This window comes from Acinetobacter sp. C32I (assembly GCF_023702715.1).
Taxonomy (GTDB): Bacteria; Pseudomonadota; Gammaproteobacteria; order Pseudomonadales; family Moraxellaceae; genus Acinetobacter.
In genome coordinates, this window is record NZ_CP098480.1 from 3,979,148 (window position 1) to 3,991,230 (window position 12,083).

Below are 12,083 nucleotides of genomic sequence, written 5' to 3' on the forward strand. Positions count from 1 at the left end.
TCGCTCTTTTTTTGTCTTGATTTTGGCCTAAACTGAAAATAAATCAGCTACGCAGCAAGCTCTGTCTTGTTAAAATAAGCCTATTCCAATATGGAGCGCTTTGATGCAGTTGATGCCTTTATCACAATGTCAGTTACCGTGTGGCCGTTTTAGCTTAGACCTCTCCCAACCCCAAGTGATGGGGATTTTAAATGTCACGCCTGATTCATTTAGTGATGGTGGGCAACATCATCAAAAAGACCAAGCTATTCAACATGCGTTGCAGATGATGCAAGATGGCGCCAGCATTATTGATATTGGTGGTGAGTCGACTCGTCCGAATGCTTCAGCAGTTGCATTGGAGGAAGAAATTCGTCGTGTGATTCCTGTGGTTGAAGCATTATCTAAATACGATGTGATTATCTCGATTGATACCAGTCAGCCTGAGGTGATGCGTGCCGCTGTACAAGCAGGGGCACATATCTGGAATGATGTCCGTGCATTGACTCGGCCTCAGGCCTTAGAAACGGCTGCAGAATTAAATATCCCTGTGGTACTCATGCACATGCGCGGTGAACCCACCAATATGAACCAGTTGGATCAATATCAGGATGTGACTGAAGAGGTAATTCAGGAGTTACAACAACGCTTAGATCAAGCGATTGCAGTTGGGGTGAGAAAAGAAAATATTATTATTGATCCTGGTTTTGGTTTTGCTAAAAATGCACAGCAAAACTTTCAATTACTGAATGAGTTCTGGAAACTCAATCGAATGGGCTATCCGATCTTATCGGGCCTATCACGGAAACGTTTTATTGGTGAAGCCTTAGATGGTGTGCCTGCACAGGAACGTGCTGTAGGGAGCGTAATGGGACATCTGCTGAGTATTCAGCAGGGGGCCAGTATTGTACGGGCGCATGATGTTAAAGCCACCAGCGATGCGATTAAAGTCTGGAACAGGATGCAAAATTATTAAGCTTGTAAGCGTCAGTAGGGCCCAAGGGCTCTATTGACTTGCTGAATCAGATTAAATATAACAAATGTAGAATGAAGATGAGTAATATTAAAAATGGAAAATAAAACAATCACATATAAAAGTTTATGGGTGTTTGCCCTGATTCTGAGTCTTGGTTTCATTGTTTCTGCCGGTGTGATGGGTTATGCGCTTAAACAGTTTAATAGCACAAAAAATTCAATTACAGTCAAAGGCTTAGCTGAAAAGCCGATTCAAGCCGATTCTGCACGTTGGGAAATCAACTTACAAACCAACCACACTTCTGACACGATCCCAGAAGCCTATCAATTACTTGATCAACAAATGAAAGCATTACAGGCGTTCTTTGTTGAACATGGCTTTAAAGCCGCAGATATGCAACTCGGAAATAAACGTTCGGATTCTTATTATGAGGAAGTCGATACAGGTGAAGGGCGTACCAAGCGGGAATTTAAAGGCTATATTGCCTTGCAGTCTTTGGTGATCAGCAGTCGAAATATCAAGAAAATAGAACAGGCGGCAAAAGATGCTTATTTACTGGATGAAAAAGGCATTTCGATTGAACAAAAACCTGAATATCTGGTGTCGAATTTAGAAGAAATCAAAATGTCCTTGATTGCCAATGCCACCAAAAATGCCTATAGCCGAGCCAATGAGTTTGCCAAAGTCGGTGGGGTAAAGGTTGGGATGATGCGTTCAGCCAGTCAAGGCGCATTTTATATCCTACCTGAAAGTGGTTCTGATGATGACAGTGATTATGGGGGGGCTTATGACAAAGCCACCATTAATAAAATTGCCCGTGTGGTGGTCACCATCAATTATGCGATTGAATAACGTTTAAGGCTTGAATTAAACCAAGCTCCTCTAAATTAAATAGATCGAAGGAAAGATACATACAAATACCATGTATCTTTCTTTTTTTGCATACAATCTTTGAATATCACCTTCATTTGAAAAGACAAAATAGAATTTAGGAATTTAAGCATGCACCAATCCACAAAAATATTAACACTGAGTTTGCTCAGCTGCATGATCATGGCTTGTAGTAGTCCTATCAAACACAATGACCAAGTGATGATTGAAACAACGATGCCTGTATCACCGTCACCGATTACCCAGTCAAATCAAGGCTTGGCTCAGACGCGTAAAATGATTGCACCAGCATCTTATATTGCAGTGATGCCAACGATGGAGAGACCACGGTTAGAGCAGAATACTGAAAAATACCAAAAAAATGAGGTCAATCCGGTTCATCGTGTTGCGGATCAAGCTGTTTCAACTTTTAGTATAGATGTGGATACGGGTAGTTATACCAATACCCGCCGTTTTTTGAATGATGGTCGTTTGCCGCCTGTTGATGCGGTTCGTGCTGAGGAAATGATCAATTATTTTGATTATCAATATCCACAACCCAATAGCGTTCATCCATTTTCTGTCACCACAGAAACTGTAGATTCTCCTTGGAAGGAAAATGCCAAGCTGATTAAGATTGGTATTCAGGCTAAAGATCTCAACACTAAACAATTACCTCCAGCCAATCTGGTATTTTTGGTGGATGTCTCAGGGAGTATGGATGCGCCTGATAAATTACCTTTAGTCAAACAAACCTTGCGTTTACTTACCGAGCAATTACGTCCTCAAGACAAAGTCACCATTATCACTTATGCCAGTGGTGAAAAATTGGTTTTAGAGCCAACGTCTGGAAATGAGAAAGACAAGATTTTAGCCGTGATTAATGCTTTGCAGGCAAGCGGGGCAACTGCAGGTGAACAAGCGATTCAACTGGCCTATAAACAAGCTGAAAAAGCTTTGGTAAAAAACGGCATTAACCGAATTTTATTGGCAACAGATGGTGACTTTAATGTGGGCATCACCGACTTCAATACCTTAAAAGGCATGGTAGCGGAGAAACGAAAAAGCGGAATCTCATTAACGACTTTAGGTTTTGGTACAGGCAACTACAATGAGCAGTTGATGGAGCAACTGGCAGATGCTGGGGATGGAAACTACAGCTATATCGATAATAAAAATGAAGCGAAAAAAGTAGTACAGCGTCAGCTTTCCTCGACATTGGCAACCGTTGCTCAGGATGTCAAAATTCAGGTGGAATTTAACCCAGCCACGGTGAAAGAATATCGCTTAGTCGGTTATGAAAATCGGATGCTAAAGCAGGAAGATTTCAATAATGATAAAGTTGATGCTGGCGATATTGGTGCAGGGCATAATGTCACAGCAATTTATGAAATCATTCTAGTTGGTCAGCAAGGTTGGCTCAATGATTCGCGCTATCAGGAATCAGCAAAAACAGATACAGCGAAAAAGTCTGAATATGCCTTTATCAACCTGCGCTATAAATTACCAAACCAAGAGAAAAGTATTTTGCTCAATCAAGCCGTCAAGGCTGAAAGTAAAACCCTTGCACACGCCAATAACGATACCCGTTTTGCGATTGCAGTGGCTTCCTATGCGCAGCAACTAAAAGGTGGGCAATATAACGGTGCAATGGGCTGGGATCAAATTATTCAGTTGGCACAACAATCTGCCAAACCTGATCCCTATCAAATGCGTGAGGAGTTTGTCGAACTTGCGAAGATTGCCAAAAGCTTGAGCGCGAAAAAAGATTAAGCTGTGTTTTTAAAAAAGCGGTCGGAAATGTTAAATGACTGGCCGTGAATAATATTGATGATTAACAATACAGAAATGATACCAATATGAAGACCCCTCTGATTAGATCAAGCAAGTTAAGTGAGCTGAATGGTTGCAATGTGTGGTTAAAAATGGAGTCTGCTCAGCCTACGGGTTCTTTTAAGCAGCGTAGTATTGGCAATGCTTGCCTAAACTATGTTGAAAAAGGTGCAAGGAAATTTGTGAGTTCTTCTGGTGGTAATGCTGGAATTTCTGTTGCATATATGGGGAAGCGGTTAGGGGTAGCTGTGACGGTCGTTGTCCCTAAAACAACGTCACAGAAAGCAATTGATTTAATGCAGCAAGAACGTGCTGAAGTGATTGTGCATGGCGACTCTTGGATTGAAGCCAATGAACTTGCGCTTTCTTTTGTGAATGAGAATGCTGTTTATATTCATCCTTTTGATGACCAATATTTGTGGGATGGCGTTGCCTGTATTATCGATGAAGTGATTGCCGAAGGGGTACGTCCTTCAGCAGTAGTTTTATCGGTTGGTGGGGGGAGTTTACTATCTGGTATAGCTCAAGGATTAGAAATGCATCATCTGGATATTCCTATTTATGCAATCGAAACTGAAGGTACAGCTTCTTTAAATACCTCAATACAACTCGGGCAGCATATTAGCCTAGACCATGTCACGGGCATTGCAACCACACTTGCAGCAAAACGGGTCTGTGAGCAAGCATTTAAGATCGCTCAACAGCCAAAGGTTCAGACAATAACGGTTGCTGATCAAGATACAGTAAGCGCCTGTTTAAAATTTTTAGATGATCACCGGACCTTGGTCGAACCTGCGTGTGGTGCAAGCTTGTCCATTTTATATGATCAAAAAGTTAACTTTAGTCCATCTGACGATGTACTGGTGATTGTTTGTGGTGGTGCATCGATCACTTTTGAGCAGCTTGCAAAATATGCGCAACAATTTGTCATGTAAATATGGATTTGAAGGTAGTTTTTCTTTGCAAATTGTCTTTCGCTCGAGGTGAAAGGGTACGGTTTGGCAAAGTTGATTATCTTCCACTTTAAAAAGTGGTTAGAAAAACCGCTTTTTTTATGGCTAAATATCGTGATTTCGGTGAGATTATGTTATAAGCATGGCGTTTTATTGCATATTATTTTTTATGTTTGAAAATTTACTCCTCCCGATGTTTGACGATGAATATTATCCCGATATTCTCGTTGCTGAAGTGAAGCAGCATATCCAGCAGTTTTCCAAAAAGGTCAACCGTACCGATCTATCTGAGACCGAAATCTATCGTTATGCACATCAGACCCTGATTGAAATTAACGAAATGAAACCGCAGTTTGAAGATTTGGAATCAAGTTTAGATGATACCGCTGCAGATTATATTGCTGAAGCCATGATGATGGTGGTGCAAGATGTGGGTTATCTAGACATTGAAATGGAAGAATTGATTGCCAATCGAGAGTGGTAAATTTCACTCTCGTTGGTTTTTTATAATAACAACTAATTCGCAGCTGCTACCTGCCAAAGTTTTGGTAACACAATTTGCCCTGAGATCCATGCTTCAATTTTGGGCTGTTGTATTTTTTGATAATACAGACTTTCGCTATTGATCAATAAGCCTAGCGTATCTCCCTGATTGAGTTGTCCATACACACTCGGTAATTCGATGCTTGGTGTTTTGCTATTCTGAGCCGTTAAACCTAATCGAATCTGATCATAGCTTGCTTTCTTGGCTGGATTAAATGGGGCCGTTTGATCATTTAAAACGGTATATTTTCCTGTGATCTTTGATTTAATTGCCATTGAGATAAACAAGGTCGCATCTGCATATTCATGGGTCGTTTCCATATTTAAACTCAGTAGCGCTGAACCTGTGATTGAGGTGGGTTGCAGAGCAGTATGGATCGGGATAAAAACGGCTTGGGTCGCAGTCGGTGCGATCCATGTTTTTTTCAGATCGTAGCTGGTTACAGGTTTAAGATCGGCAAAATGATTGACAGGGCTTTGATCGACGCATAACTCAGGTAATGATTCGGCAGGTGGTTGATCTTTTAGCTTCTGGTTAAACCAAGTCAAAATGGTTTTTTGTAGATTGTACTGCTGTTGATTGCCACAGCGAACCGATTTGCCAATATACCAAAAAGGGGTACTGCCTAAGGGAGAGTGCTGGGTAAAGGGTTGTAAATGGCCGCCTTGGACCCCGATCAAATGCACTTCATGTTGCGCCTGTTGGATACATTGTGCTGCTTTAATCCCTTCATTAAAAGGGAAGAGTACATCTCTGAAACCTTGAATAATCAAGGCATCTGCCTGAGGGACTTGGTTGTGACTGCAGAACCAGCTGGCTTGATGGGTCTTGAGAAAATCATAAGTCGATTGCTTTAATTGACCTTGCTGCGTATCCAGATACGCCCGTTTCAGTTCAGGGTCAAATTTATTCCAATTCCACCAGTCACCAATCAGATTGAGAAAACCAATCCAGTTACTTTTAGGTACGCCATTGGGGGCGAGGCTATGCACAATGTCATACCACGTGGTAATGGGAACAATGGCCTGTAAACGTGGATCTAAAGCGGAAGCAAGATACTGCACACCACCGGCATAGGACTCGCCAATCATACCGGTACGAACGCCGTTTTGATTCTTGGCCAGTTGTGGCAGGTTCCTTTCTGCCCAGTTCATAATGGTGATGACATCTTGCGCTTCTTTTTTTGGATCAGTCAGACGAATTTTACCCTGACTGTCTCCATGCCCACGTTGGTCATAGCTAATCACCCAATAACCATTCTGCCAAGCGGTTTTTGCCACTTGTCCTGTTGGTAAAAGAAAGCCATATAAACTGAGTTCAGGCCGTTTCATTCGAGATAGACCAAAGCCATGGGTATGTAAGAGTAAAGGGGCGGTTTGATCCGATGTTAAATGCGGTTGATACACAGTAAATGCGAGTACTGTGCCATCAGCTGCAGTGGTTTTGGCTTGATAATAGCGCTGTTTGAGTTCCGCTGTTTTAAGCGTTATTGAATTGGGCTGTGTCGTCGCATGTACACAACCCTGTAATACGAATATCAGACTACAGCAAAGCCATAAAACGTAAGAACGCATCGATTATTTCATCCTTGAACAAATCTTTGAGATATCACGCAGAGCGTTAGTACAGTGTACTTGAGCAGATCAATAGATACTATCATGGATCGGAGGTGTTACCTGACCGATCCGTTTGCATATTTATTGTGGGCGTGGTCGATTGCGATAGGCATAAAGAAAGAGACCGAAACACAGCAACATTAGACCCATGATCAGATGTGAACTGAGAGGCTCATGGTTGAACAAAAAGCCCCAACAAGTCGCAAACACAGGCGTCAGAATGGTAATTAGCATCACTGTAGTCGGGTTGAGTTTCTGAATTAAATGAAAGTAAAAAATCATGGCCAGCACAGAAGAAAATAAGGCGCTATACAGCAGGGCCAAACTGGTTTGTAGACTAGGGAACTGCGTTGGTGCCTCAGCGAGAAAAAAAGGCAGTAAACACAGATAGCCAAACCATGAAACCAAAGTTGAACCTGTAGTTTGGACAATAGGGTGAATCTCGGCGCCAACTTTGGCAACACTAAACATTGAAAGTACATAGAGTAGAACTGCAATGATTTCATATAACACCCCGACCAAATCCAGCTGAATATGGTCAGCACCAATACCGAGTGTCAGAGACAAGCCAAAAATTGCCAGTGAGAGTCCGTACCATTGACGTTTTAAAAAATGTTCGCGTTTTAGAATAAACACGGCAATCAAACCTGACCAGAGCGGTGCCGTACCATAAATAATCGAAATCATACCCGATGAAACACGGGTTGCGCCCATATAGCAGAAGGTCATAGAGCCAAATAAGCCAACCGCACCTGCGCTATAACTGATCAAAGCCTGAGGCGTCAAAATAAGTTTTTGTCGAAAATAAAACAGGCAAATCCATGCCAAAGGAATGGCGATACTAAAGCGGAAAAACAGTCCCCAAGCCCAATGAATTTCGTGCACAGTCAAAACTGCGGCCAAAGGTGTGAATGACCAAATCAGCACGACTGCAATAAATTGACCGACTGTGGCAAGGCGAGGGGAAACGAGGGCCACAGCCGGTTGCATCTGTGTGCTGGATATAAAATTCTTTTCGGGTAACTGGCTCATGTTGAGACTCCTGTTATAAAAACGCTAGATGGGGTTAAAAATTTAGGCAACAAAAAAGGTCGCTATTGAGGCGACCTTGGGATTCAAATGATGCTTTTTTTAAATGGTCATCGGATGAAGCTGTACAAAGTCTCCTCGCATAAAAATGCAGACACGTCGCCATGCCGCATGGACAGAAGTAGCATGCGAAATCACGATGACGGGTGCGAAAGACACTTTGTTGCTGAACATATCAATATTCTGAAATAAGCTTTGGATTTTTATAACATAGGCTTTGGGTGAAAAATAGTCGTTTTCTCAAATAAAGATAAAAATATAAGCAAAGCAAATAAACAATTGGGCATTGCTAAAATTGCAGATTTTTCCATAATGTTGCCATCAAATTCTGAAAGAAGTTTGCTCTTGTCTGCCTTTGAAATTTTTGCGGTGATGATTAGTCTGATTGGTGTGACCTTGACCATTCGACGCAATATGTGGTGCTGGTGGTTTAACTTTTTGGCGTGTGGTTTGTATGCCTATTTTTTCTTTACTATCAAGTTATATGGTGAAACGATCCTGCAATTTTTCTTTATTGCGATGAATGTTTATGGATTCTATTACTGGCTCAAAGGTAAACGTCAAGACCATGATATTCGGATTGAACCGATTGCCAAGACTACTGTATTGGTGCAAATGTGTGTGGCACTGATCTTTGGTCTGCTGTTTGGCTTGATTCTTAAACACTTTACCGATGCTGCTGTACCGATGTTGGATTCACAATTGGTGGCATTTAGTTTACTTGCAACCTACTGGACCAGCCGTAAGCATATTGCCACTTGGATTCTCTGGATTTTTGTCAACATCATCTATGTCGGTATGTTTATTTACAAAGAGGTTTTCCTGACCGCGGGACTCTATGCGGCTTTTGTTGGGTTGGCGGCCTATGGATGGTGGCAATGGCAACAGGTCAAACAAAAGCAACAGTTTCAACTATAAATAGAAGGGCAGCTGAGCTGCCCTTGTTATTGTGTATTTAAGTCTTATTTCGTCGTTGCCTGATAGGTCTGTACAGCTTGACGGCCTAAAGCTGGATCATCGGTAAATACACCATCGACCCCCGCTTTAAAATAAAGCTGCATTTCTTTGATGGACCCTGTGCTGCAACGCTCAGCTGCTTTAGCGACATCAGCACTGCATTTCAGCGTATCGGGCAGGAAGTTGTTTTCTGGACGGAAGGTATAAGGGTGTACTTTTAAATTGACTTTATGTGCATCTGCAATAAAAGAGGTGGTCTGTGTCATTGCGGCATCTTTAAAGACATAGACTTTCCATGGACCGACGCCATTGGCATAGCTTGAAACGTCTTTGAGGCCCTGTGCCGTTGCCAGATCCGCATAGGTTTTAGGATTATTTTGCACAACATAATCTGCTGGTCTTGCTTCTGGCGCATCATAGAGCTGAATCAATTGTGCATGCTTAACACTCTTGTGTAAGTCGAGTTGGCTTTTTAAATATTTTAAATTTCCAACTTCAAAAGACTGTAAATAAATAGGTGCAATATCTCGGCTGTATTGATACTTGGATAAGGTTTTCAGTAAAGCATCTTCCATCGCCAAATTCTGTTGCTGAAAGTAGGTTGGATGTTTGGTTTCAATATACAGACCGATGATTTTTCCAGTTTTTTTATAATGTGCTTCTGCCAGTTCAATGATTTGTTCTAAGGTTGGAATAGCATAGAGATCATTATATTTCTGATTGTCTGGTCGGAATTGCGGAATACGTTCACGGGCTTTGAGTTGCTGTAACTCTTTTAAAGTGAAGTCTTCGGTAAACCAACCTTCTAAAGTGACCCCATCAATGACTTTCGTTTTTTTACGGTCTGCAAATTGAGGTAGGGTGGACACATTGGTGGTCCCACCAATTTCATTTTCATGGCGAGCGACCAAGACACCATCTTTGGTTGAAACCAAGTCAGGTTCAATAAAATCAGCGCCGTCATCTATAGCTTTTTGATAAGAGGCGAGAGTATGTTCTGGTCGAAGTGCACTGGCACCACGATGTCCGATCACTAAAATTTTTGGCAGTTGATATTCAGGTTGAGTGGTCTTACTTTGATTATTATCGTCATCATTACAGCCTGCAAGACTGATCAGGCAGAGACAAAGCGCAGCTTTTTTAAACATGAATAAACTCATCAGTTTTTATTTAAGCGGCTAGTTTGCAAGCGAAAGTTATCAAATCAATGACAGTTGCATGATGCTTTTATGAAATTATCAAGAATTTTAAAATGTCTGTGTAATGTATAGCAAACATCCAGTTGTACGATTGCTCATAACTGGATGTCTAATCATGATGTTAGGATTTATGCTTCCAATACGGCCAATTGATCTCGGGGCTAAACTGATAGTTTTTATCTTGCCAATAAGACTGTCCAGGCGATGATTTATCTTTCAGTCCCATAATATGCATTAGGTTATTATCAAGTTCGGCGGTATTGAGGATTCTATCTTTGTTGACCCCAGTGGCGAGCATTTTATCCGACCACATGATCACAGGAACCTGATAGCCTGCTTTGGTATTGGGGCTATGCCCAGCATAGTCAATTTCATGTCCCACTTCATTGCCGTGATCTGACACAACCGTGAATGATCTAAAGTCTGGGATGGCATCGGCTCTCAGCGTATCTAAAAATTGCGCCAGCAGCGAGTCTTCGTATAGCACGGCATTATCATAATCATTACGCAAGGAACGAATCCAAGGGTCAATATCACGATTCTTCAGTTCAGTTTCTACGGTATCATTACTTTCACTACTGAATTTATTAAAGGTGGCAGGATAGCGCTCTTTATAATTCGGATGTGCACCGATTAGATGAAGAATAATTAACTTTTTCGGATCAGGATCTGCCAGTGCTTGTTGATAATCGGGTAACAAGCTTTCATCTAAAGAGGTACTACTACGTCCAGAGCGATTGTTTTTATACACAGCCTTATCGGCATAGGAACCAAATAAAGAGGACAAATAAGTATCATCTTGATTGCTGAGCCAATAGATCTTATAGCCAGCAGCACGTGCATAAGCTAAAACACTCTCAGGCGAATATTTATCATGTTCAGATGCCGGGCTTTCGGTCAACAAGACCCGTAATGCATTAATGGTCGATGGAGAGGGTGAGAAAGCATTACAGAAGACTTTGATGTCAGTCAGTCGTTTGGTTAATTCTGGTGTGGTATCGCGTGTATAACCACAAACCCCTAAGTTTAAGCTAGTTAGGCTTTCGGAAAGGACTAACACATGGGTCTGTTTACCAGCTGCTTGTTGGGTCAATCTTAGATTGTGTTGAGCACTAACATCCCATTGCTGATGGACATTTTTGTGCTGCTTAATTCTATTTCTAAAGTCTTCAATTTTAGTTTCAAACTCAGTCCAAAAAATAATGGGGTGGACTTTTCGAGATGGCTTCATCACATAGCTGGTAATGGTTAATAACACCAATAAGATAATACAACTACGATAAAGTCGACTCTGCCAGAGTTGACTAAAATGGGCAGGCTTAACCAGTTTAAACACTGAAAAGCTATATAATGTTAGGACACTCAGTAAAGCAAAAACTACTGCGGCAATCGTGATCAGATGCAGCTGTAAAAATCCCCAAATCTCTTGATGATTGGTATTCGCAATCGCTTCAATAATAAAATAGGCTTCGTTATCACTATTGAATAAAAACCAAGTGCTGGAGCGCAGCAATGCATCTAGCCAAGCGATAAACCACCAGGCAATACTAAGCACATACCAATATATTTTCTGCCGTGTAATGGCCAAATAGATAAACAAAATACCAGGGAGAGACAAAAAGCCGAGCCTTAAACCATCTGATAAATTACCTGCGGCAATAAGCAAACCGCCTGTAATCAGTGCAGGCAGCAAAATTAGCAGCAGAATATTTAAGTTTTTTAAGCTGGCCTTCATATATGCCTAGTACGGTAAGGGAGAGAAGTTAAGCGTGCTAATATCGGTTTAACGAAGGGATGTGTCAATTCTAAATTAAGAAGTATTTGATTGCACAGTAAATTAAATTGATTAGCACAGCTAAACTGTTAAATTGGTGCAAATACAGCGCATTAATTTATGCTGAACTTGATCAAAATCCATTATTCCTCCTCAATTTCTGCTTTTTGAAATGATATGTTAATAGGGATGGTGTTTGCCTGAAAGCTCAGTAATGATCGTAGACCGAAAGTATTCGTTTTTTAGCTATCTTTTTGAAAAATTGACTGTTTCTAGAATGGAATAAAACAGCC

At 41.3% G+C, this 12,083-nt stretch carries 10 protein-coding genes; 6 read left to right on the forward strand and 4 right to left on the reverse strand.

Features of this window, described 5'->3' with window-relative positions:
* Positions 1-103: 103 nt before the first annotated feature.
* The 5 genes from folP to NDN13_RS18935 all read left to right on the forward strand — a co-directional run bounded on the left by folP (position 104) and on the right by NDN13_RS18935 (position 5,095).
* On the forward strand, positions 104-955 hold the full coding sequence (gene folP, locus NDN13_RS18915; protein WP_251116545.1) for a dihydropteroate synthase: 852 nt from the start codon (positions 104-106) through the stop codon (positions 953-955).
* A gap of 93 nt (positions 956-1,048) precedes the next feature.
* Positions 1,049-1,807 (forward strand): SIMPL domain-containing protein, encoded by a 759-nt coding sequence (locus NDN13_RS18920; RefSeq protein ID WP_251116546.1) that lies wholly within the window; start codon positions 1,049-1,051, stop codon positions 1,805-1,807.
* A 150-nt stretch (positions 1,808-1,957) separates the two neighbouring features.
* The gene (locus NDN13_RS18925) at positions 1,958-3,598 is read left to right on the forward strand and encodes a vWA domain-containing protein (protein WP_251116547.1); all 1,641 of its coding nucleotides are present in this window, start codon (positions 1,958-1,960) and stop codon (positions 3,596-3,598) included.
* 86 nt (positions 3,599-3,684) lie between these two features.
* Positions 3,685-4,593 (forward strand): pyridoxal-phosphate dependent enzyme, encoded by a 909-nt coding sequence (locus NDN13_RS18930; RefSeq protein WP_251116548.1) that lies wholly within the window; start codon positions 3,685-3,687, stop codon positions 4,591-4,593.
* 187 nt (positions 4,594-4,780) lie between these two features.
* Positions 4,781-5,095 carry a DUF5713 family protein gene (locus tag NDN13_RS18935; RefSeq protein ID WP_004651941.1) on the forward strand — a complete coding sequence of 105 codons (315 nt, stop codon included), beginning with the start codon at positions 4,781-4,783 and terminating at the stop codon, positions 5,093-5,095.
* A gap of 32 nt (positions 5,096-5,127) precedes the next feature.
* Here NDN13_RS18935 and NDN13_RS18940 read toward each other — a convergent pair whose 3' ends face one another.
* Both NDN13_RS18940 and NDN13_RS18945 read right to left on the reverse strand, forming a co-directional pair.
* Complete coding sequence (locus tag NDN13_RS18940) at positions 5,128-6,729, reverse strand: CocE/NonD family hydrolase (RefSeq protein ID WP_251116549.1); 1,602 nt, start codon at positions 6,727-6,729, stop codon at positions 5,128-5,130.
* Positions 6,730-6,852: 123 nt separating this feature from the next.
* Positions 6,853-7,803, reverse strand: coding sequence for a DMT family transporter (locus NDN13_RS18945; protein WP_171549295.1), 951 nt, complete (start codon positions 7,801-7,803; stop codon positions 6,853-6,855).
* Positions 7,804-8,205: 402 nt separating this feature from the next.
* Between NDN13_RS18945 and pnuC the strand changes: the two genes are divergently transcribed.
* Positions 8,206-8,778 (forward strand): nicotinamide riboside transporter PnuC, encoded by a 573-nt coding sequence (gene pnuC / locus NDN13_RS18950; RefSeq protein WP_251116550.1) that lies wholly within the window; start codon positions 8,206-8,208, stop codon positions 8,776-8,778.
* A gap of 44 nt (positions 8,779-8,822) precedes the next feature.
* Here the strand turns inward: pnuC and NDN13_RS18955 are convergent, their stop codons facing one another.
* Together NDN13_RS18955 and NDN13_RS18960 are read right to left on the reverse strand one after the other, a co-directional pair.
* Entirely contained in the window at positions 8,823-9,965 is a 1,143-nt protein-coding gene (locus tag NDN13_RS18955) for a glycerophosphodiester phosphodiesterase (protein ID WP_251116551.1), read from the reverse strand.
* Between the two features lie 172 nt (positions 9,966-10,137).
* Complete coding sequence (locus NDN13_RS18960) at positions 10,138-11,751, reverse strand: phosphoethanolamine transferase (protein ID WP_251116552.1); 1,614 nt, start codon at positions 11,749-11,751, stop codon at positions 10,138-10,140.
* Positions 11,752-12,083: the final 332 nt, after the last annotated feature.

Bases quoted from the DNA above. Each gene is read 5' to 3' on its own strand.
- folP (WP_251116545.1), top strand. From the start codon at position 104: ATGCAGTTGATGCCTTTATCACAATGTCAGTTACCGTGTGGCCGTTTT.
- NDN13_RS18920 (WP_251116546.1), top strand. From the start codon at position 1,049: ATGGAAAATAAAACAATCACATATAAAAGTTTATGGGTGTTTGCCCTG.
- NDN13_RS18925 (WP_251116547.1), top strand. From the start codon at position 1,958: ATGCACCAATCCACAAAAATATTAACACTGAGTTTGCTCAGCTGCATG.
- NDN13_RS18930 (WP_251116548.1), top strand. From the start codon at position 3,685: ATGAAGACCCCTCTGATTAGATCAAGCAAGTTAAGTGAGCTGAATGGT.
- NDN13_RS18935 (WP_004651941.1), top strand. From the start codon at position 4,781: ATGTTTGAAAATTTACTCCTCCCGATGTTTGACGATGAATATTATCCC.
- NDN13_RS18940 (WP_251116549.1), bottom strand. From the start codon at position 6,729: ATGCGTTCTTACGTTTTATGGCTTTGCTGTAGTCTGATATTCGTATTA.
- NDN13_RS18945 (WP_171549295.1), bottom strand. From the start codon at position 7,803: ATGAGCCAGTTACCCGAAAAGAATTTTATATCCAGCACACAGATGCAA.
- NDN13_RS18955 (WP_251116551.1), bottom strand. From the start codon at position 9,965: ATGTTTAAAAAAGCTGCGCTTTGTCTCTGCCTGATCAGTCTTGCAGGC.
- NDN13_RS18960 (WP_251116552.1), bottom strand. From the start codon at position 11,751: ATGAAGGCCAGCTTAAAAAACTTAAATATTCTGCTGCTAATTTTGCTG.